This is a genomic window from Staphylococcus nepalensis, from assembly GCF_014635045.1.
Taxonomy (GTDB): Bacteria; Bacillota; Bacilli; order Staphylococcales; family Staphylococcaceae; genus Staphylococcus; species Staphylococcus nepalensis.
Map to the genome: position 1 here is coordinate 313,892 of NZ_BMCF01000001.1, position 22,211 is coordinate 336,102.

At 32.7% G+C, this 22,211-nt stretch carries 19 protein-coding genes; 7 read left to right on the forward strand and 12 right to left on the reverse strand.

Features of this window, described 5'->3' with window-relative positions:
• Positions 1-174: 174 nt before the first annotated feature.
• Together IEU88_RS01565 and IEU88_RS01570 are read right to left on the reverse strand one after the other, a co-directional pair.
• Positions 175-870: a GTP pyrophosphokinase gene (locus IEU88_RS01565; protein WP_096808442.1), complete on the reverse strand. Its 696-nt coding sequence runs from the start codon at positions 868-870 to the stop codon at positions 175-177.
• 233 nt (positions 871-1,103) lie between these two features.
• Positions 1,104-1,517: a DUF2188 domain-containing protein gene (locus IEU88_RS01570; protein WP_103372839.1), complete on the reverse strand. Its 414-nt coding sequence runs from the start codon at positions 1,515-1,517 to the stop codon at positions 1,104-1,106.
• Between the two features lie 174 nt (positions 1,518-1,691).
• On the opposite strand from IEU88_RS01570, the gene IEU88_RS01575 reads away from it, so the two are divergent.
• Positions 1,692-2,867: a hypothetical protein gene (locus IEU88_RS01575; RefSeq protein WP_103372840.1), complete on the forward strand. Its 1,176-nt coding sequence runs from the start codon at positions 1,692-1,694 to the stop codon at positions 2,865-2,867.
• Positions 2,848-4,059, forward strand: a complete 1,212-nt coding sequence (locus IEU88_RS01580) for a 5,10-methylene-tetrahydrofolate dehydrogenase (RefSeq protein WP_103372841.1) — start codon at positions 2,848-2,850, stop codon at positions 4,057-4,059. The genes IEU88_RS01575 and IEU88_RS01580 overlap by 20 nt, the downstream gene beginning before the upstream one ends.
• Positions 4,060-4,335: 276 nt before the next feature.
• Here the strand turns inward: IEU88_RS01580 and IEU88_RS01585 are convergent, their stop codons facing one another.
• The 4 genes from IEU88_RS01585 to IEU88_RS01600 all read right to left on the reverse strand — a co-directional run bounded on the left by IEU88_RS01585 (position 4,336) and on the right by IEU88_RS01600 (position 9,203).
• Positions 4,336-6,252, reverse strand: a complete 1,917-nt coding sequence (locus tag IEU88_RS01585; RefSeq protein WP_103372842.1) for an FUSC family protein — start codon at positions 6,250-6,252, stop codon at positions 4,336-4,338.
• A gap of 445 nt (positions 6,253-6,697) precedes the next feature.
• Positions 6,698-7,396, reverse strand: coding sequence for an acetolactate decarboxylase (gene budA, locus IEU88_RS01590; protein WP_103372843.1), 699 nt, complete (start codon positions 7,394-7,396; stop codon positions 6,698-6,700).
• A gap of 177 nt (positions 7,397-7,573) precedes the next feature.
• Complete coding sequence (locus IEU88_RS01595) at positions 7,574-7,858, reverse strand: putative quinol monooxygenase (protein WP_103372844.1); 285 nt, start codon at positions 7,856-7,858, stop codon at positions 7,574-7,576.
• Between the two features lie 67 nt (positions 7,859-7,925).
• Positions 7,926-9,203, reverse strand: coding sequence for a pyruvate MFS transporter (locus tag IEU88_RS01600; protein ID WP_103372845.1), 1,278 nt, complete (start codon positions 9,201-9,203; stop codon positions 7,926-7,928).
• A 386-nt stretch (positions 9,204-9,589) separates the two neighbouring features.
• On the opposite strand from IEU88_RS01600, the gene uptA reads away from it, so the two are divergent.
• Complete coding sequence (gene uptA / locus IEU88_RS01605; RefSeq protein ID WP_103372846.1) at positions 9,590-10,201, forward strand: undecaprenyl phosphate transporter UptA; 612 nt, start codon at positions 9,590-9,592, stop codon at positions 10,199-10,201.
• Positions 10,202-10,443: 242 nt separating this feature from the next.
• Here the strand turns inward: uptA and putP are convergent, their stop codons facing one another.
• Complete coding sequence (gene putP / locus IEU88_RS01610; RefSeq protein ID WP_103372847.1) at positions 10,444-11,994, reverse strand: sodium/proline symporter PutP; 1,551 nt, start codon at positions 11,992-11,994, stop codon at positions 10,444-10,446.
• 544 nt (positions 11,995-12,538) lie between these two features.
• Here putP and IEU88_RS01615 point away from each other — a divergent pair.
• Together IEU88_RS01615 and IEU88_RS01620 are read left to right on the forward strand one after the other, a co-directional pair.
• On the forward strand, positions 12,539-14,491 hold the full coding sequence (locus tag IEU88_RS01615) for a fructose-1,6-bisphosphatase (RefSeq protein WP_096808432.1): 1,953 nt from the start codon (positions 12,539-12,541) through the stop codon (positions 14,489-14,491).
• Positions 14,492-14,778: 287 nt separating this feature from the next.
• Entirely contained in the window at positions 14,779-15,840 is a 1,062-nt protein-coding gene (locus tag IEU88_RS01620) for a YkvI family membrane protein (RefSeq protein ID WP_103372848.1), read from the forward strand.
• Between the two features lie 149 nt (positions 15,841-15,989).
• Here IEU88_RS01620 and mhqD read toward each other — a convergent pair whose 3' ends face one another.
• From mhqD to IEU88_RS01640, 4 genes are all read right to left on the reverse strand, one after another.
• Positions 15,990-16,586 (reverse strand): methylhydroquinone degradation carboxylesterase MhqD, encoded by a 597-nt coding sequence (mhqD, locus tag IEU88_RS01625; protein ID WP_096808430.1) that lies wholly within the window; start codon positions 16,584-16,586, stop codon positions 15,990-15,992.
• Positions 16,587-16,615: 29 nt separating this feature from the next.
• Positions 16,616-17,521: a VOC family protein gene (locus IEU88_RS01630; RefSeq protein ID WP_115359557.1), complete on the reverse strand. Its 906-nt coding sequence runs from the start codon at positions 17,519-17,521 to the stop codon at positions 16,616-16,618.
• 44 nt (positions 17,522-17,565) lie between these two features.
• Positions 17,566-18,528, reverse strand: coding sequence for a ring-cleaving dioxygenase MhqE (gene mhqE / locus IEU88_RS01635; protein WP_103373189.1), 963 nt, complete (start codon positions 18,526-18,528; stop codon positions 17,566-17,568).
• Between the two features lie 70 nt (positions 18,529-18,598).
• A complete protein-coding gene (locus IEU88_RS01640; protein WP_103373188.1) occupies positions 18,599-19,030 on the reverse strand; it encodes a MarR family winged helix-turn-helix transcriptional regulator in 432 nt (143 codons plus the stop codon).
• A 188-nt stretch (positions 19,031-19,218) separates the two neighbouring features.
• Here IEU88_RS01640 and aldA point away from each other — a divergent pair, with 188 nt between their 5' ends.
• Positions 19,219-20,646, forward strand: a complete 1,428-nt coding sequence (gene aldA / locus IEU88_RS01645) for an aldehyde dehydrogenase (protein WP_170006896.1) — start codon at positions 19,219-19,221, stop codon at positions 20,644-20,646.
• Between the two features lie 89 nt (positions 20,647-20,735).
• Here the strand turns inward: aldA and IEU88_RS01650 are convergent, their stop codons facing one another.
• Entirely contained in the window at positions 20,736-21,734 is a 999-nt protein-coding gene (locus IEU88_RS01650; protein ID WP_096808425.1) for a metal ABC transporter solute-binding protein, Zn/Mn family, read from the reverse strand.
• A 198-nt stretch (positions 21,735-21,932) separates the two neighbouring features.
• Between IEU88_RS01650 and IEU88_RS01655 the strand changes: the two genes are divergently transcribed.
• Positions 21,933-22,211, forward strand: coding sequence for a GNAT family N-acetyltransferase (locus IEU88_RS01655; protein WP_096808424.1), 279 nt, complete (start codon positions 21,933-21,935; stop codon positions 22,209-22,211).

Below are 22,211 nucleotides of genomic sequence, written 5' to 3' on the forward strand. Positions count from 1 at the left end.
ATACCACTTTTTTTAATATTAATTATTTGATTGAGCTCAATGTGTACCATTACACGCCCATTAATGTATTTGATTACAGTAACAGGATGACCTATTACCTTAATCGTACAAAATAACTTAAGTTAACGAATACAAGTTTGGGTTAAAAAATCTTGCCTTAGTTCAGACAGTAACTTAATTGTCAAAAACTTCAGTATGGATATTTTGCATTTTACTTTCAACCGTCGTTATTTCATTTGCACATTGTTTTAGAACTTCTCTATAATCTTCAGTATTTTTTTGATTTTTATAACGAATCTTGTGCTCTAAACTCGCCCACATATCCATACCAATTGTTCTAATTTGAATTTCTACTGGCACCTTTTCTACAGAGTGAGCTAGAAATACTGGTATTGAGACTACAATATGCAAACTTCTGTAACCGTTACCTTTCGGCGTTTTTATATAATCTTTACGCTTTATAAGTTGCACATCCGCTTGTTTTAACAATAGTTCTTCGATTACATAAATATCATCCATATAATTGCAAACAACTCTAATACCCGCAATGTCTAAAATATACTCTTTAGCTGATTCAGTATTAATTGGATAACCTTTTCGGTCTAATTTTTTAATCAAACTTCTCATTTCTTTGACTCGGCGTTCCATATGATGAATTGGATTATGCTTATACATTTGTTTGAAATGATCATCTAAGATATCAAGTTTAGTACTGATTTCTTTAAGTGCAGAAGAGTACAATTGTTCTAAAGATACAAAATCGATAACCATTTCAAATGCTTCTTCGTAGTTGTTTATATAGGCCAAACTCTCTTTAAATTCTGCTTTTAAATCATCCATATTTAGAGTAGGCTTGCGTTCAATGTACATAAATCGTACCTCCATAACTCTCACTTTATAAATATTATAGCTGAATTAAAATACATTTAAAATAAAATAGTATATAAATCAGCCATAATATTAGACTATTGAGACTAAGATATAAAGGAATTATTATCTTAGGGGGCATATCATATTAACAGTAGACAACTGTAAATACACGTGTATGCGAACGAACACTTTAAGTGACTTTCAAACGCCCACGCTCATAGTCATTTTTGATATTACTCATCCTTTTTGTGTTCAATGATTTCAGTTTTTCTATTATCTGCGATATTGCGTGCGCGTTTCATAGCATCTTCTTTTTTATCAAAACTATCAGAAGCTTGTTTCGCATCTTCTGATTTTATTTTCCAAGCATCGTCTTCATAATACACATGTACGTCCTTATTATTTAATTTTGGATTGCTTGATTCATCTTTTTCATGTACTGTAATTTTTTTATTTTTCAACTCTTCTAATTCTTTTTTAGAAGCCATTTGATACCAATTTTCTGCTTGTTTGGTCGCAATTGGTATCGTATTTTCTTCTTTATAGCCATCCTTTAACATCGCATTACCAATATCTATAGCTTTCTTCCGTTCTAAGGGCTCCATGTTTTTCCAACTTTGTGGGTAATCTTCCATAGTCCAAGGCATAAATTAAAAACCTCCTGATTATATTTATTAGTTTTCTTTTACCACCTTTTGTTTAAACTAATCAAGCCTATGCTATTTAAATTTAATGAATTGTAAAATCAATATGATTTATCTTTGATTTATCGGGAATTAATTATAGGAAGTGTAATAGTTAAAAAAGGAGGTCAAACTAACATGAAGGTCACAATCGGGTTAATACCATCTCCTGACATGCCACATAAACTCATCAACAAAATATATTCTGAACTCCCAAAGGATTTTAAAAATCACGTTGATTCAGAGGTTGAGTGGCAGTTTGATATGCATATAGCATCCATGATTGGTACTGCTGAACATATGGATAAAGCCTTAGATATCGCTGCTAATATTAAAAAGCAAAAAAATTGGGATTATACTATTTGTATCACTGATTTACCTAATTTTTCTAAAAACAAAAGTGCGTTATGTGACGTGGATTTTGATAATAAAACAGCTTTATTATCACTACCAGCATTAGGTGCTTTTAAATTAAAAAATAAATTACGAGAATGTTTAATTTTTATAATTGAGTACTTGCATACTCCAGATAAAAATCAACTTGATTTAAATTCCAAATATTTTAAGCTAACTCAGTTTAATGAAGTCATTCCTAATGAGAAGAAATCAGATCATAAATCACGCGTTATTGCTAAATCAACTATACTAGGTTGGTTTCATTTAATTTGTGGCATGACTTATGCCAATGAACCATGGTCTGCCATTTTTGATTTTAAAAAAATTATTTCTGTTTCTTTTGCTACAGGTACTTATATAGCCATTTTTTCTACACCATGGGATATCAGCTTAGATTATAGTTATTGGCGCTTTATTTTATTGATGTTTCTTTCTATTTTTGGAATGGTTGGTTGGTTGATATACTCGTACAAATTATGGGAACGACCAAGTCCGAACACGCAAAAACTTTATCGCTTTATATATAATATAACGACTTTTGCGACGCTTTCGACCATTACATTTTTCAACTTTATAGCGCTCTATATTCTATTAACTGTAAGTACATTGTTATTTGTACCACCAGAATTGTTTTCAAACTGGACGTCATTAAATAGCAAAGAACCTACTGTACTCAATTATATTAACTTAATCTGGTTTATAACTTCTCTAGGTATATTGGCAGGTGCTATGGGATCCACTGTTGAAAATGCTGAAAAAATTAAAAGAGTAACTTATTCCTTCAGACAATATTATAGAGCTAAGTCATTAGAACAAGAAGATGAAAATAACTCTAGTGATTATGCTCAAGATGATTATTATGAAGGCAAGAAACAATCACACCACGAGGAGGGATTAAATGAGCACGACAGTCGCTAAAATAGGTATTGTTGCCGCGCCAGGTATCTCTGAAAAAATTGCACGTAATCTTGAAATAGATTTACCGAATATACTCAGCAACCAATACGACAATTCAATTGAGTGGAAAGTTGAAACAGTCATCGACCCTTTAACAGGCTCTGCTGAAACGGTTCATGATATTTTTACTAAAATCACTGACTACCAAGATAACAATAATTGGAAATATACGATTGGGCTCACTGATTTACCTGTCATTGAACAACAAAAGGTGGTTGCTATTGATATTAATAGACAAAATGGCGCTAGTTTAATTTCTTTACCTGCTTATGGATGGCGTCCTATCAAAAAACGTATTCAAAATTCTATTTTAGCTATGCTTCAAGCCATCGATGAATTTAAAAATCCAGAAAAAAATAGTGAACATCATCGGGGCATGCAGCTTATGAATGCTCAATTTCCTTTATCGAATTTACAAGCGCGTACTGTTTATTTTAAAGATACTACTTCTCAACATACACAGTATTATGTCTCTTCTCGAGCCAAAGGTATGTTTCGTTTAGTTAGTGGCATGACATTTGCTAACAACCCATTCAATATGCTGAAAAGCCTAAGTAGCGTTGTCGCAATTGCATTTACCACAGGCGCATTCGGTATTATTTTCACTACTATGTGGAACTTAAGTTTTGCGTATGCTGGATGGCGGCTGCTATTGATGATGCTTGCCGCTATATTCGGAATGATGATTTGGATGATTGTCGCTCATGGCTTATGGGAATCTAAAAAAGAAAGTAATAATAAAAGGATCACAACGTTATACAATTTAACTACGACTATGACTTTAACTGTTTCTGTAATGATTTATTATACTATTCTATTCATACTATTTTTAATCGCTGCGTTAATCGTGCTCCCATCGGGTTATTTAGGACAAACGTTACAATTAAAAACATCTGCAAATTTAACAATATATATAAAGCTTGCTTGGTTTGCGGCATCTATTTCAACCGTAGCTGGTGCAATTGGTGTAGGATTAAATAACGAAGCACTCATACTTGAAAGTACTTATGGTTATAGACAAAAGCAACGTTACAAACAGTTACATGAAGAACAACAACAATCAAAAGAGCAACAAAAACAAACACAAAAAGATATTCAAGAGAAAAAACAAGAAGAAGAACAAAAAGCGAGAGAACAAAGTGATTCTAATTAAATTTCAGACTACAGTGAGGCTCACCTCGTTTTATTTCAATGCTTATCCTATATAAATCAACCGAGTTAGCCCGAGTGATATGATTGTTTTAAATTTATTTAATTGCTTTTATCATATGAATCTATATTATGTCTTTCACTATAGCGTTGTCGTTATTTAAACACAAAAAGTCACCTCCATGACATATGGAGGTGACTTTTATTTGCATCATAAATATTTGTACCCTGAAATATGATATTGGTTATAAATAATTATAGACTAACGTTTTATATCCTATTAAGCGTAAGATAATTTAACTTCTTGTCTAGCATTTTTACAATTACTTTGAATACTCATTAGAGAAGTTCTAATATACATATATTGTGGTAAAGTTGTGAGTGCTTCAACATTAATGTTTGAACCAATTTCAAAATGTTTAGCAATGTTTTCAAACACTAATAAATATTGTCCCATTGTTTCATCATCAATATGGTAACGTTGTTCATTGCTTAAAGCTCTCGTTAACATAAAGCTTATTTCTTCCAATGCATAGATACTAGGATAATAGTATTGAATAACCATTTTATTACTAAATACTTCACCATTTGCACTACTGTAAATCTGTTTCATATTATTAAGTTGAACACTTAAATGTAGCATTTCTTTTTTATCACGTTCTCTTGACGAATATTTATTACTTGAGAATAAATAATGGAAGAGGACTGCTTCATTACGTGCCACTTTAGCAAGCGTGCCAGGTAACATTGATGAAGCTGTTTTTCTTCCTATGACGAGTAAACATACAACAGCAATCAGTATACCTACGATTACATCAATAATACGTGGTAACGCAATTAAGATAGATAGATGATTAGATGCTAATCCATTTAATAAAATAACTTGGATTGTAATAAATATTACAGCAAATGAATAATTAGCACCAACAAATATTTCTGTAATACCTGCAGCAACAGCTAAGAGTATAATAGCAACTGGAACGGGTGGCATAGATAGTAATATTAAAGAGAGTACTAGAACTCCAATAATTGTGCCAATCCCTCTGGAACCTGCCCGTTCAAAGCTGTGTAATGTTGTTGACCCCAATAACACGGTATGTGTACTAAGCGGAATCCAGTATGCCTTATCAAAATCAAACATTAATGCTATAAAAATAGCAATGGCCATGATAACGCTATAACGCAAAGTATTTCTAAATACGAAAGAATCTATAGTAAGATTATTAACTAATCGGTGTCCATAAATAGGCACACGAATGTCTACTTCATGTTCTAATCGTTTTTCATCCGCATTCATGATAGCATCTACCTTAAATATGTTATCGACGAGTTTTTTGTATGTTTCTTCTATATCAACTTGTTGTGTCCATGTTTTGTTTGTCTGACCATGTGTAAATACCAAGTTGATCACGTAATCTGCCATCGCTCTAATTTCTTTAGGTAAAGGGCGTGCGTTTTCCTCATTTAATTCTAATAATTCTGAATGTATACCCTGAGCAATATTATGGAGCAATATTAAACGTTGAAATTCTGGAGATTTTTGAGATTTGGCAGAGCTTGCAGTAATCAGTTGATTATCTGTATTTCTAAACGCAGTAACAGCAAATTGTGATACTTTTGCAAATGCTTTAGGATCATCAAAATTATAAACCAATTGTTTAATAATATTATAATCATTTTTTATGGATTTAACTTCTGCAGATTCTTTTGATAGTAAAATGACGATGATAACTACAAGTGTTGCTAATAAACCGCCAATAAATACCGCTATACCTCTAGTTACAGCTTCTTCAGGCGCAACTGGTAAATTAATTGGCAAACTAAATGCTACAATAAAGAAAGTTGACGATGGGCCCGGAATGTTTAAGGAACTAAACACATAGTATGGCACAACTGCTACGATTAACAGCAATATTCCGAATATAACAGGTTGATTGACTGTTAAGGTACCGAGCATCATAGCAATTGCAAATACAATAGATGTTAAGAAGACAGTGCGAAGCTTGGACTTAGCAGTACCGCCAAACACATAAATATGAGCTAAAGTACCAGTTGAAATTAGCAGACCTATTGAAAAATACCCTACTAAGTAACCAATCATTAGAGGAAGGAACATTAATATACCTTGTCTAATACCTTTAGCAACATCGATTTTCATAGCATTAAATTTGGTAAGTGATTTTAAATATTTAATCAATGGTGGTACACATCTCCTTTTTATTTTTTAATTTAATTATTACATTTGATTTGCGTTTTCTCTAAAACATAAAAAGAGCGGGTTAGAAATCTAAAATTTATAATTTGATTTCATATTCCCGCCCCTTAAAGGTGATTTGATTTTTTAAAAAGCTTATTGATAGAAGCATCTAAACACGAGTTACTACTGCATTTTACCTGCTTTCACTCAAAATGATAGACATTAATATATGACTCAAATTACTTTAGCGCGCACAAGTATCTATGAAGGGGAAGTATCATTACAAAATCAGAACTTTTACAATTATTGATTACGAAATCATATACACTCTTTTTAATGATTACTAAACTATTTTAACACTTTTATTAATTTCTGCTAGGGTGTTTCCTACAAAACGCTTAAATAAATATGTTAAATAAATACTATTTTACATTTTATTGAGCACTTATTCCGACTGTTTTATATCCTCATGAACAGTCGAATAATCAACATCTGTTTCTAAAAAGTCTTGATTGTTTACAGGGAAATGTTGCTCTAAAGTTTCAATATTGCTTATCTCTATTTCACCATGGTTCATTTCAAAATCTAGTACATGTCCACCTATCGTTTTCTTTTCATCTACAAAATGTAAATGGAAACCACCGGCTGCGATCCCATGGAAGAGCTGCGGCGCGTAAAAACCAACAATGGTACCCTCTATTTGATCATACATATACTCAGGTTGTTGCTTTGCTGATTCAATTAATTTCGTATACGGTTTCTCTTGTCTTGGCATCATTCTGACATGTACGCTTTCAAATTTCCCAGTTATTTTCACTGCCAAAAATATATTTTTGCTTTTAGCATGATACATTGCTTTATCTAATAAAGTATCTGAATCAGTGATATGTCTCACTTCAAAACGGTTATCTGGTTTGAAAGGTGTTACAGTAGAAAATGGTGTCATCTCATCACCATTTAATTGTTTGAAATTACCTTGAGCATCAGCATGGTATGCAACACCATCTAATATAATAACTTCGCCATCAGATCCTGTTAGGGTGCCTATGCCTAAATCGCCATGTTTTAAAACTTCATTGATTTTCATTGTGCCATCTAGCAATCCTGCCATCAGCGTACCGAGCGTCCCATGTTGATATAACATGATTTTTCTCTCCTTATATAAGTATCTTTTTAAGTGTCATACCTGTTACAATTATTTACAACAAACTATTATACAATATAAATACATAGCATAATAACATTGTGCTTACAAAGCATAACAAGTTATGTAAAAAGACTGTAAACGTATGAGATTGGTTTACAGTCTTTTGATAATATATTATTTTCTTATAGCGATTTCTATTTCTGGTTCTGCAATTAAATAAGGTTCAACTTCTTTAAAAAATACTTGAAAATGCTCTGATTGATTATGCGCTTGTAAAGCCGCTTCATCTTTATATTTTTCTATAAAAGCAAATGTATCTGGCTCATCCGTTTTTTCAAAGTGAGCATAATATAATGCGCCTTCTTCTTTATTCGCTTGTAACACCAAACGCTCTACTAGGGCTAAGTAATTATCGCGTTGGTCGGGATTAACCTTCATTACTGCAGTTACTATAATCATATACTGGCCCCCCTTGATTATGGTTTGTTTCCTTTTATTGTTTACCTAAAACGTACTTTAACAAACATTATAATGTATCCTTTTCAATAATTAATGGTTGATCTGGTTTTACAAAAAACCACATTACTATTGCAAATATTACAGGAATAATGACTAACTCTAAAGTCACAGTCCAACCTACAATATCAACCAACATACCTGCTAACAATGGGCTAAGCAGTGCACCAATATTTCCCCATAAGTTCATCCACCCTGATACAGAACCAGAGAAATTACGTCCTAAATCGGTTGCTGCTGCCCAACTCATACCAGTTGCAATACCAATCCCTCCCAAACATAACGATAGCCATAAAACATTAACTACTAAATTGTTAGTTTGAATTGACATAAATAATGAAATACAAAATACTACAAATCCAATAACGGCTATCGTTGCTCTTGCAATAAACCTAGATTTGCCTTTTTGTAATAATTTATCAGAAATTGCACCGCCACATAGAATAAGTAAAAACATAGCAATCCATGGTGCACCAGCTGCCCATGCCATATCAGGATCAGTTAGTTTTACATTGTACTGTTCAGTTAAATACGTAGGTAACCATATCAAAAATAGTGATACGACAAATTGCACAACAAAATACTGTGCTGCCAATGCGTAAAAACTAAAGCGTCTTAAAAATATATTCCATGGCGCATTATTTTTTTCAATTTTGATAATGTCACGGTTTGCCATAATATATCTTTTTTCTGCTTCATTTACCATCTTATGTTGTTCTGGTAAATCTTTCGCAATGACTATCCATAACAATGCAATAACAATACCAATTGCACCAAAAATATAAAATACAGCTTGCCATCCAAACATATTAACAATCGCAATCGTTACTACTGGAGCGATAACAGGCCCAAAATAGGATCCTGCTAATAAAGCACTTGATGCGCGTCCTTTTTCTCCCTTTGCAAACCAAAATGAATTAAACACTGCATTGGAAGGATACATTGGCGCTTCACCAACCCCAAATAAAAAACGTACTGCGTATAATAGACCATGGTTTTTAACAACACCTGTTAAAATCGTGAAAGCACTCCACCAAACAAGCGCAATTGTTAACATTTTTTTCGAACCAAATTTTTCTGCTAAAAAACCCGAAGGTACTTGCATCAATGCATAGCCAAGCGAGAAAAATGAAGCTAGTAAACCAAATTGCGTTTTCGTTAAATTTAAATCTTCCATCATAGGACCAGCAATGATCGATATATTCGATCTATCCATATAAGCAATAACGCCTATAATAAAAAATGCAATAGCGAAATACCATCTTATGTTTGTTCTTTTTTGTTCCATGTTGTCTCCACACTTTCTCCCTATTTCACTAGTCATCATATGACCTATTGTGTGCCTAGATATTACCACAATATGAAATCGCTTACAATAACTTTTTTTCCTTTCATCAAAGTATTTATGGAAGTTATAAAATACACTGGCATAAACACATATAAAGTTTGAAATTATTTAATTTTGGTTAAAGTAACCTTTTAAGACAGTAAACCATTTAACTACCCATACATTATTTCGTTATCATTAGCTTCGCTTAAATCTATTAAATCATTTTAGTCTGATATTTTATTCAATTATGCATAATGTGATAACTTGGATTATAATGTATAAGTAATATAAAAATCATAGTTATAGTTATACTTTTACTATATAAAGGAGCGAATTTTGTCGCCATGGAACAAATACTGACAAATTTTATTAATACTTGGGGTTATACTGCGATTGCAATATTAATCTTGTTAGAAAATATATTGCCTTTCATACCGTCTGAAATTATTTTAACTTTTGCCGGTTTAATGACAGTTAAATCTGATTTGTCGATACCTTTACTCTTTATGATATCCACTATTGCGTCTTTGATTGGGTTAATACTACTTTATTATATAAGTAGCATTATATCTGAACCACGCTTATATCGTTTTGTAGATAAATATGGGAAATGGATTAAGCTAAGAGGTAAAGACATCGCCAGAGCGAATGAGTGGTTTAAAAAATACGGTGCCATTGCCGTATTTATTTGTCGTTTTATACCAGTGTTACGTGTATTAATTACGATACCTGCTGGCATTAATCGCATGAATATCATTTTATTTACTGTGCTCTCATTAATAGGTACGACAATTTGGAATATAGCCCTAATCTTTTTAGGAAGTATGTTAAGTAACAGTTGGGATGTACTAATGAATGGTTTACATACTTATTCATACATCATGTATATCGTTATCACCATTGCAATCATCTATCTGTGCATTCGAATCTATAAAAAGAATAGTACACAGCAATAAATATATACTTTCGTAATAATGGTTATATAACTTTATATTTATTTTCCATTAAGTTAAGTCATTAGGTGAAATGAGTTTTACCTGATTTTTCTATATAAAAAAGACTAACTTCCCCCTTAGAAGTTAGCCTTTCACGATCTATATTTTCTCCCTAAGCTTTAAAATACAAGCATTTTAAAGCATTTCTTTATTTTTGTTTAATATGATACATAGTTAATATTTTACCCCTTAATCAACTATGTTTAAGCTTTTTGATTGTCACCTTTAACCATTTGACGAACTTCTTCTAAATCGCCTTCAACGTCGATTTGAGGTTTCTTCGTTATTTTACTAACTACAATGGTAACAATGAGACTTGTTAAAAATCCTGGCACGATTTCATATAAATTAAAGAAATCATTAATGTCACCCAGAGGTTTAACAAATGCAATCCAAATGATGACTACAATTGCGCCTGATAACATTCCGCTGACTGCACCAGTACGACTTAAACCTTTCCAATATAAACTTAATAGTACAAGAGGTCCAAATGCTGATCCAAAACCAGCCCAAGCATTACCTACAAGATTTAGAATTGTATCGTTTGGTGTCCACGCAATCATAATTGATGCAATAGCGACTACAATTACAGATAGACGACCAACAAGCACAAATTCTTTTTCATGTTTTTTAGCCGCTTCTTCACCACGAAATAATTTATAAAAATCTTCGGTTAATGAACTTGAAGTCACTAATAATTGTGATGATATCGTACTCATAATCGCAGCTAAAATGGCTGCTAGTAAGAATCCACCAACAAGTGGATGGAAGAGTATTTGACCCATTAAAATAAATAATGTTTCTGGATCTTGAAGCGTTACACCGCCATCATTGACAAATGTAATGCCTACAAGACCAACACCAACTGCACCTAATAAACTAATCGCCATCCAACTAATACCAAAGCGTCTAGCTGTTGGTAATTGTTTCACTGACTTAATAGACATAAAACGCACAATAATATGTGGTTGACCAAAATAACCTAATCCCCAAGCAAAGAATGAAATAATACCGATGATTGTTGTCCCTCTAAATAAATCTAGATTTGTAGGTTTTAATTCTGCAGCTTGTGATAAAGTATCTAACCCACTCAATTGCATCATTGCTACTATCGGCACCATCACCATCGCGATTAACATAATGACACCTTGGAAGAAATCCGTTAACGATACGGCTAAATAACCTCCGAAAAATGTATACGCAATGACGATAAAGGCAACTAATAATAGACCAAAATGATAGTCCAAGCCGAAGGCGCTATCAAATAATTTACCACCTGAGACCATCCCCGAGTGCGTGTACAACGTAAAGAATACAACAATAATACCACCTGAAATAATTTTAATCACGTTAGATTTATCATCTAAACGGTTTCTAAAGAAATCAGGTAATGTAATTGCATCTCCTGCTTTTTCTGTATAAACACGTAAACGTGGCGCCACAACGAGGTAATTTATGTATGCACCAATTGTTAGACCAATGGCTAACCAAGCAGCGGATAAACCTGTAGTGTAAACTTCACCAGGTAATCCCATAATCATCCAACCACTCATATCGGATGCACCAGCAGATAACGCAGTAACATAAGGTCCAATGTTCCTACCGCCCAACATATATTCACTAATATTTCCCGTTGCTTTTTTATAACCATAATATCCAATAATTAATAAAACAACGAAGTAAGCACCAAGCATAATATATGTTTGCCAGTCTGGATTAACTTGGCTCGATAACGATGCTCCCAATGTAAACATAAAATAAACTCCCTTTATATAATTTTGTTACATGCATTTATTATACAAAACTTAAAAAGAATTTAAACCGTTATTTTGAAAAAAATTTTTATAACATAGAGACGAAATGCTGTAAATACGCCTTGAACAACTGTTATTAAAGCCTTCAGGCACATTAAAATTATAATTGTAATTTTACATTTAAAAAGACAAATAAGTAATATAGTGATTCAAAAAAATGTATGTTTCCTACAACTTTTATGTTTATACCCTAAAATACATATTTGAGTAACATCAATGTCATTTTAAATATGACGTCACAGTGCTCTCAATGAATAGTTAAAACTTAATACGCGTATGTTTTCATCCCTGACATCTTCTGCTAATATCGTAATTAAGCTTGAAATATGTTTGATATTCCAAGATGATTTATAACTAGTACTCATAAACGAATTAGAACTAGACATTCTCTCTAGAATAAATGCTACAATATCATATATACGATGAAAGCGGTTTATTATATAGAGATGAATAACAAAACAACTTAAATGGAGTGACATAAATCATGCATAATACAACAGAAAAAAGTGTAAAAGAAAGATATTTAGATTTGCTATCTCAACAATTTAATAATAAAGAAGAGTTAGCCACTGAAATTATTAATCTTGAATCTATATTAGAACTTCCCAAAGGCACTGAACATTTTGTCAGTGACTTGCACGGTGAATTTCACGCATTCCAGCATGTATTAAGAAACGGTTCAGGTAATGTACGTTCAAAAATCAACGATATATTTCAAGACACGTTAACACAAAAGGAAATCAATGAATTTGCTGCTCTTGTTTACTATCCAGAAGAAAAATTAAAGTTAGTAAAAAATAGTTTTACATCCAAAGAAAGTCTAGACGCGTGGTATATCACGACGATCAATCGTCTTATTAAATTAGTCACCTACGCCTCTTCAAAATATACACGTACCAAGTTACGTAAATCATTACCTCAAAATTACGTATTTATAATAGAAGAACTTTTATATAAAAGTAACAAATATAATAACAAACATTCTTATTATCAAACATTAATGAATCAAATTATCGAGCTTGAGCAATCAGATGATTTGATTATCGGACTATCTTTTACTATTCAACACCTAGTGGTCAATCATTTACATGTGGTTGGCGATATATATGACCGTGGTCCAGAACCAGATAAAATCATGGATACGTTGATTGATTACCCATCGGTAGATGTGCAATGGGGAAATCATGATGTACTGTGGATTGGTGCATATGCTGGTTCCAAAGTGTGTTTAGCCAATTTACTAAGAATTTGTGCGCGTTATGATAATTTAAATATTATTGAGGATGCTTATGGTATTAATTTACGCCCTTTATTGACTTTAGCTGAAAAACATTATTCAGGTGACAATTCTGCTTTCAAGCCTAAAAATGCTGAAGCATTATCTCAATCTGAAATTGAACAAATTACAAAAATCCACCAAGCGATTGCTATTATTCAATTTAAATTAGAAGCGCCTATCATTAAACGCCGTCCCGACTTTGAAATGGAAGAGCGCCTAGTATTAGAAAGTATCGATTATAAGCATAACGAAGCGACACTTTACGGTAAAACTTATCCATTAGAGCATACTTGTTTTCAAACTATAGACCCTAACAATCCTAATGAATTAACTGAAGACGAGCAAGAAGTGATAAATAAATTATTATTATCAGTACAACAATCTGAAAAACTGAAACGTCATATGACCTTCTTAATGCAAAAAGGTAAGCTGTACCTTCCATACAATGGTAACCTCTTAATCCATGGCTGTATCCCAGTAGATGAAAATGGTGAAATGGAATCTATGGTCATCGATGGGGAAAAATGTTATGGCAGAGATTTGCTTGACCACTTTGAATATTTTGTACGAGAAGCGTTCGATCATAAAGATATACATGATGATTTAGCAACTGACCTTGTATGGTATTTATGGACGGGTAAGTATTCTTCATTATTTGGAAAACGTGCAATGACAACATTTGAGCGTTATTTCATTAAAGATAAATCAGCACACAAAGAAACTAAAAATCCATATTATTATTTACGTGAAGATGTGAAAATGTGTAAAAAAATGCTCAAGGACTTTGGCCTTGACCCAGAAGAAGGACATATTATTAATGGACACACGCCAGTAAAAGAAATTGATGGTGAAAACCCAATCAAAGCTAATGGAAAAATGATTGTCATTGATGGTGGATTTTCAAAAGCTTATCAATCCACCACTGGTATCGCAGGCTACACGTTACTTTATAATTCCTTTGGTATGCAACTCGTGGCGCATCAACATTTTAATTCTAAAAAACATGTGTTACTTAATGGAGGCGATGAACTTTCTATTCGTCGTGTCGTTGATAAAGAATTAAAACGTAAGAAAATTCGTGATACCAATACTGGTCGTGAAATACAAGAGAAAATTGATGTTTTAAAAGTGTTGATGCACGACCGTTTTGTCCACTAAAGGTTCATAAATCACACACTTTTCATATCATAATCTAAATTATGATATGAAATATTTTAAGAGGTGAAGTTTAAATCAATGTTGATTTAAACTTCACCTCTTTTTTGATACCTTTTTAAATTTCAGGTCGCTTGATAGATTTTCGTTCATACAAAAAATACAAATGTATGTTTCATATAAACTTTTGTGTTTATTTCTCGTTTATTTTCAGCTAAAATAGGTACTTGTGATATTTTATTAAATAAGTGTTTTTTACAAAGTAAATTGCATGAAAGGATTCTAAGTATATGCCTAAATTAAAAGAAATGATTATAGTAGCCTTTGCCTTTGTAGGCGTTGTTGTAGGCGCAGGCTTCGCAACAGGACAAGAAATATTCCAATTTTTTACAAGTAATGGCAAATTCAGTGTGTTTGGTGTTTTTATTACTGGATTTATTATTACTATAGGGGGTGTGTTTGTTTTAAATACAGGGTACCGTTTGCGCTCACATAATCACACCGAACCTATAAAATTTTATCTTCCACGAACAATTGCTGCCATTTTTGATATTATATTAACTTTATTTTTACTTGCGTTAGCAATGATTATGACAGCTGGTGGTGTTTCAACACTTCATGAAAGCTTTGGCATACCTTACGCCATCAGTTCTTTAATTTTAGTACTTATTATATTAGCCACACTCTTTTTAAAATTTGATCGCTTGATTACCGTTTTAGGAATGGTAACGCCATTTTTAGTTATTATTGTAACAATCATTGCTATTTATTATTTTACTACTGGTAGCTTTGATTTTAATTCAGCAGATCAATACGCTAATAACGATAACCGTACAGATAAATGGTGGTGGTTTGATGCTATTAACTATGGTAGCTTACAAATTGCTGCTGCTTTTAGTTTCCTTTCTGTTATGGGAGGACGCTTAAAATACGAAAAATCTACAATATATGGTGGTATTTTAGGTGGCGCCATTGTTACATTTTTATTATTAATGTTAAACCTTGGTATGGTAACTGAATTTACAAATATAACAGACGTCGCACTACCTTCGTTATTATTAGCTAATCATATTTCACCTATTATCGGCACATTTATGGCGATTATTATGATATTAGTTATTTATAATACAGTTGTTGGTTTAATGTATGCATTTGCTTCTCGTTTTACAGAGCCATATCAAAGAAATTATTATATTTTAATCATTATAATGGCAATCGTTACATTTGCTACTACGTTTATTGGTTTTATAGAGTTGATTGGCAAGGTATTTCCAGTCATGGGTATTTTCGGTTTTATATTATTAATACCTATATTTATCAAAGGTGTTTTTCGTAAATCAAATCAATCATGATAAAGAACCCCAAATGATAATGACGCTATGATCTTCAGTCAGTTAGACAAGATAATACGTTAAATTCATCATCTGGGGCTCTTTTATAGTCAATATTTTACTATTAAATTCAGCCAACATTACATAAAATACGTAGCTTGTTATATTAATTAATCATCTTTTAATAATGATTGTCCTGCGATAATACCTTCGCGCGTCAATTCGTGACTATTTACCCACACTTGTTTTACAGTAGCGCCTCGATTTTCAAAAATATCTATAACATTTTGACTATCTTGAATTGAAACGATAGGGTCATTTTCACCCATAGATAATAATACTTCTACATTACTTAAGTCTTTATCATTTACTAAATCCACAGGGTATAATGGCGCATAAAGTAATGCTTTATTAAATGTAATATCTGGATGCAGTATCATACTAACCGCAATATTTGAACCATTTGAAAAACCTACAGGTACAGCATTAGTCAAATCGAAATGGTATGTTTCTGCCGCTTCTTTTAAAAATTGAATTAATCTGTCTGTTCTATAGTTTAAATCTTCCACGTCATATTGCCCTTCGCCATGACGTTTGAAGAAACGGTTCATTCCATTTTCTGAAATTTCTCCTCTTACACTCAATATATTATATTTAGGATTAAGCGCTTGTGCTAAAGGCAATAAATCATTTTCGTCACCACCAGTTCCATGTAATAAAATAAAGGTTGGTGCGTTTGGCTGGCCTTCTCTAAAAATATGTTCCATACTCTTCATCTCCTTTAAGTGTTTTTTAATTATATACGTATCGGTGGTAATAAACGTAATAGTTCATCTTCTCTTTCTTCGTATTGAGGGGGCATTATCAAGCGTGTACCTAAATCTTCGAAACGTTCATCGATTGTAAAGCCTGGCCCTTCAGTGGCAAATTCAAAAATAATGTCACCACGTTCTTTCATGTAGACTGCATTAAAATAATGACGATCTTTGACTTCAGTTACATGGTAACCTCTATCTAACATTTTCGTTTGCCATGCTTTATGAACATGGTTATTTGGCGCTGACCATGCGATATGATGGACCACACCTACGCCCCAACGAACATGTTCATTTGGTACATCTTTTTTTACCATAACGTGATGTTGCCAATCGCCTACTGTTTTCAAATGGATATACATATCATTTTCATTTACACATGCTAAGCCCATTTCTTCAGTTAACGTTTGAACTGTTTGATATGGATTATTAGACAACATAGTAACACCATAAAAACCAACAATATCTATGCTATGCTTATCTAAAGCTTCCTTGTCATCTTCAACAAGCGCCAAAGGCAACTCATGTGCATCTACAAATTCAAGCGTATCTTTTCCAAATAATTGTGTTCTTACTGTCTCAATTTCGTGTACCTTTAGATGTGTTTCCCATTGCTTTAATGAACCCCGGGGCACCCTAAATGCAATATGTTGCACTTGTCCCGCGCCAGTACGGCCTTTATAATGATTGGGCCAGTTAAAAAATGTCAATATCGTGCCATTGTCAACGCCACCATTTGAAAAGTATAAATGGTATGTTGATGGGTCATCAAAATTCACTGTTTTCTTTATTAATTTTAAATTGAGAATATCTCGATAAAATTGAATATTTTCTTCTGGATTACCTACAATTGCTGAAATATGATGAATGTGATGAATAGGATCCATCTCCACCCCTCCTAGTTTATTATTAAAAAAACAATCCAAAAAATTTAGTGTGATCGTTTCGTATCAAAAGGACGTACTTCCGATTCTATATAATCACGTTTTTTCTCTAAAAATGGTGGCAATGCAAGACTCTCACCTAATGTTTCATAGGGTTCATCTCCCATAAACCCTGGTCCATCTGTAGATACTTCAACTAATATATGACCAATACGGGCATACAATGCTTCAAAATAAAATCTATCTACTAAACCTGAATTTCCGATGCCATATTGTTCATATTTTTCTAACCATTTTGAAATAGCTTCATGGTCTTCTAATCTGAATGAAACATGATGCACTTCGCCGTAACCTTGTCTAGCTTCAGGGGCTGTCGTGTCTTTTCTTAAAAATACTTGACCGCCATTGCCACCTTCACCAACTTCTAATACTGCAACATCTTCCTCTTCAATAATTGTTCTCATACCAAATATTTCTTCCAAGATTTTTTTGAAATCTTCAAAGTAGCTTACAGTGATTTCAATAGGTCCCAAACCATAAATTGCTTTATCAGTAGGTACTGGCCCTTTTTTCCATGGTTGTCCTGGTGCTACGCCTTTATTATTTTCATCAGAAATTAATTGATAACTTTGTCCATCAGGCTCTTCAAATGGCAACACTTTTTTACCAAATAGCGCTTGTATGCCTTCATGTTTAACCCCATACTCATTAAATCGTGCTTCATAATACGCTAACGCTGCATCATCAGGTACGCGGAAGGAAGGACGCGTAATTGAATTTGTTCCAGAATGACCTTTAGGAACGTGAGGAAAATCAAAAAATGTCATATCTGTACCAGGTGAGCCGACATCATCTGCAAAAAATGTATGATAGGTATAAATGTCATCTTGATTTACTGTTTTTTTCACAAGTCTCATACCTAATACTTCAGTAAAAAATTTATAATTTCGTTCAGCATCATCTGTCATTGCTGTTACGTGGTGTATACCTAATAATTGATTATTCGTCATAATAAAACTCCTCTTTTTATATTTATCTCGATTTCGAAGTAATTTTAAATAAAATTTTTAAGTGCTAAGCCTAAATCATAGGTTGTGCACTTAATTTTTTCAAAACGTGCTGTAATGTTGTTAATTCTTCATCTGACAAAATTGAAAAAGTTGATTCTAATGTTGCAGCATGCTTAGGAAATATCTCATTCATCAATGTACAACCTGTTTCAGTGAGCGAAGCATTAGTCACTCGTTTGTCTTGTACATTTCGTATTCTTATTACATACCCTTTTGTCTCTAATTTATCTACAACATATGTGATACTACTACTCGCAATTAATACTCTATCACCAATACGTTGTATCGGTTGATCGCCTTTATTGTACAGTAACTCTAATACCGCGAACTCTGTCACATTTAGTCCATAACGTTGAATGTCATTCCTAACTATTTGTTCCAAATGATCGATAGTTCGGTTCAAACCAACAAATGTATTTAACGACGCTTTAGTTCGATTCATCACATCACCAACTTTCAATTTATTTCGATTTCGAGATAAATTATAATACTGTTTTTTAAACAAGTCAACACATTGAGTATAAAAATTATACTGTCATTTAAAAGTCATATAAAAATAAACTTACATTTGCTTATTTATTCAGTTTCTACCATTCAAATTAGTGGTATATATCATAATGTGGAGGTGTCATAATGAATCAATTATTTATAAACAATGAATTTGTAGAAAGCAAATCTACTGACACAATGGACGTCATTAACCCTGCAACTGAAGAAAAGATAGACACAATTACTTTCGCAACAGAATCTGAAGTTAACTCAGCTGTAGAAAAGTCAAAACATGCACAATTAGAGTGGGAAAAAGTGCCTCAACCAACACGAGCAGACCATGTAAAAATGTTAATCCCTTTATTAGAAGAACATAAAGATGAAATTGCAAAATTGTATGTTCAAGAACAAGGAAAAACACTTGCTTCGGCAAAAGGTGAAATAGATAAATCTATACATTTTATAGATTATATGACAAGCCAAAGTATGAATAATAAAGGCGAAGTCTTGCAAAACAGCCGTGAAAACGAAACGATTTTGTTAACTAAAAAACCAATTGGTGTAACAGCAGGTATTGTGCCTTGGAATGCGCCCATAATGGTGTTAATGAGAAAAGTGATCCCTGCTATTGTAACTGGTTGTTCTGTAGTTATTAAACCTAGTGAAGAAACCTCACTTGTCACGCTAAAAATTGCTGAACTATTTCGTCAATCTACTATACCTGCAGGACTTATTCAAATTCTTCCAGGTAAAGGAGAAGCGCTAGGTACGCAATTAGCTGAACACCCAGATATACAACTCATTTCAATCACGGGTAGCATGCGCGCAGGTAAATCAGTTTTTGCTAAGAGTGCAAATACAGTTAAAAAGGTAAATCTTGAACTTGGAGGTAATGCACCTGTATTAGTCACCTCAAATGCGAATTTAGATAAAGCAGTTGATTATATCGTTACAGCAAGAATTAATAATGCCGGACAGGTATGCACTTGTCCTGAACGCATTTTTGTACACAAAGCTATTCATTCAACATTTATCAATAAGTTAAAAGAAAAAATGCAGAGTTTAACTGTAGGAGATCCATTTGATAATAAATCAGACTATGGTGCGCTTATTAATCAAAAACAATTAAATAATGTGGATGAAAAAGTTCAAAATGCAGTTAACAATGGGGCTCAATTAATTACAGGTGGCCACATCATCGATCGTCCTGGCTATTTTTATGAACCTACCATTTTAGATCAAGTAGATCCAGAAGATAGCGCGTTTAAAGAAGAAATTTTCGGACCTGTGTTGCCAATTGTGCAATATAACAACTTTGACGAAGCCATCGAACAAGCAAACAACACAAATGCTGGTTTATCATCTTATATCTTTTCAGAAGATTTAAAAGAAATTATGACAGCAACCGAATCGCTTAAATTTGGTGAAGTTTATGCCAATTGCGAAGCAGAAGAAGTTGTAAACGGATATCACGCTGGTTGGAGAGAATCAGGTTTAGGTGGCGCTGACGGTGTACGCGGGCTAGAAGAATATTATAACACTACTGTTTCATATATTAGATATGATTAAGATAATTAGATATTAAGAAATGCCTCAACATTATGATTTAAAGTATCAAACTAATGTTGAGGCATTATTATTATATAACTAAATCTGTACTACTCGTTAAGTGCTTTATCTAAAGATTTCATATTTTCTTTCATCAATGATTGATAAGTGATTTCGTCATCACTTACTTCTTCTTTTGATAAAGTAGCCATATTGTGAAATTTTAGCGGTGTAGTATTGGACTCTTTTTGAATCACATCTGTTACTTTGGATGTGATATTTTGTTCATATAATACATAAGGTTGTTTTGTTTTATTCATATTTCGAACAATATTCATTAATTCCCGTTGGCTAGGTTCTTCATTATTCATGCCACTGACACCCTGCTGTTTAAAATGATAGCGATTAGCTAAATAACCTATAGAATCATGAGATATAATAACTGTGTCACGTTTAGGATGCTGTGTTATCTTTTTCATCTTATTATCAATTTGATTGATATCTTTTATCAATCGTTTATAATTCTGCATATAATAAGATTGATGTTTAGGATCTTTCTCTACCAAGTCATCTTTAATTGCTTTAACAAACTTTTTATTTAATACAGGGTCAAGCCATACGTGTGGATCTTGTCCTTCATGATTGTGACCTTCATGGCTATCATGGCCATCATGTTCTGTATGCGTTTCGTGCTCATGCTCGTGGTCGTGCTCATGTTCGTGTTCGTGACTAGCAATTAAATCACCATGATTAAGATCTTGCGCAACTGGTAACTTCAAACGATCATTATTAATTGAAGTTGCAACTTTTTTAGCAACTGGGTCCATTTCTTCATTTGAATAGATAAATAAATCACTTTTAGCAATATTAATCATTTCTTTTTGCGTAGGTTCAAAAGAATGCATGTCTGCTCCAGGTGGATAAATTGAATTGACATCTACGTATTTACCACCTATTTGCTCAGTAAAACTTTGAAATGCAAATGCCGTTGTATATATTTTAAGTTTATTGTTAGAACTGACGTCTTTTTTCTCAGTATTTATATTTCCGCAAGCACTCAACAATACGATAAATATACAAGTCAGTATAAATAATACTCTTTTTTTCAAAAAACGCCCCTCCAAATCGAAATTATTCCGTTAAAACTATAAACTTATTTTCTTAATTTTTCAATGGTTTTTACTTATTCTATAATAATTCTTAGCTAATTTTTCCCATAAATATAGATTAATTCCTATTATGAGTTTAACTTTAGCTTAAATGTGATATTAAATAAGTATGAAGTTAATCTACAAGGAGTGATTTAAATGGCGGAAATTAAACAAGGTACAAATAAATTTTATGTAGGCGATAATGAAAATAACCCTCAAGCTGAAATTACTTTTCAAAAACAAGGTGATAACCAAATCAATATTGATCATACAGGCGTACCAGACGAACTTGGCGGCCAAGGTTTAGGTTCACAACTTGTAAAATCCGTAGTTGATTACGCTCGCGATAATAATTTAAAAGTTACTGCAACATGCCCTTTTGCTAAATCTGTAATTGAGAAAAATGCAGAATATCAAGATGTGTACTCAGGTTAG

Bases quoted from the DNA above. Each gene is read 5' to 3' on its own strand.
- IEU88_RS01565 (WP_096808442.1), bottom strand. From the start codon at position 870: ATGTACATTGAACGCAAGCCTACTCTAAATATGGATGATTTAAAAGCA.
- IEU88_RS01570 (WP_103372839.1), bottom strand. From the start codon at position 1,517: ATGCCTTGGACTATGGAAGATTACCCACAAAGTTGGAAAAACATGGAG.
- IEU88_RS01575 (WP_103372840.1), top strand. From the start codon at position 1,692: ATGAAGGTCACAATCGGGTTAATACCATCTCCTGACATGCCACATAAA.
- IEU88_RS01580 (WP_103372841.1), top strand. From the start codon at position 2,848: ATGAGCACGACAGTCGCTAAAATAGGTATTGTTGCCGCGCCAGGTATC.
- budA (WP_103372843.1), bottom strand. From the start codon at position 7,396: ATGTTATATCAACATGGGACGCTCGGTACGCTGATGGCAGGATTGCTA.
- IEU88_RS01595 (WP_103372844.1), bottom strand. From the start codon at position 7,858: ATGATTATAGTAACTGCAGTAATGAAGGTTAATCCCGACCAACGCGAT.
- IEU88_RS01600 (WP_103372845.1), bottom strand. From the start codon at position 9,203: ATGGAACAAAAAAGAACAAACATAAGATGGTATTTCGCTATTGCATTT.
- uptA (WP_103372846.1), top strand. From the start codon at position 9,590: ATGGAACAAATACTGACAAATTTTATTAATACTTGGGGTTATACTGCG.
- putP (WP_103372847.1), bottom strand. From the start codon at position 11,994: ATGTTTACATTGGGAGCATCGTTATCGAGCCAAGTTAATCCAGACTGG.
- IEU88_RS01615 (WP_096808432.1), top strand. From the start codon at position 12,539: ATGCATAATACAACAGAAAAAAGTGTAAAAGAAAGATATTTAGATTTG.
- IEU88_RS01620 (WP_103372848.1), top strand. From the start codon at position 14,779: ATGCCTAAATTAAAAGAAATGATTATAGTAGCCTTTGCCTTTGTAGGC.
- mhqD (WP_096808430.1), bottom strand. From the start codon at position 16,586: ATGGAACATATTTTTAGAGAAGGCCAGCCAAACGCACCAACCTTTATT.
- IEU88_RS01630 (WP_115359557.1), bottom strand. From the start codon at position 17,521: ATGGATCCTATTCATCACATTCATCATATTTCAGCAATTGTAGGTAAT.
- mhqE (WP_103373189.1), bottom strand. From the start codon at position 18,528: ATGACGAATAATCAATTATTAGGTATACACCACGTAACAGCAATGACA.
- IEU88_RS01640 (WP_103373188.1), bottom strand. From the start codon at position 19,030: ATGAATCGAACTAAAGCGTCGTTAAATACATTTGTTGGTTTGAACCGA.
- IEU88_RS01655 (WP_096808424.1), top strand. From the start codon at position 21,933: ATGGCGGAAATTAAACAAGGTACAAATAAATTTTATGTAGGCGATAAT.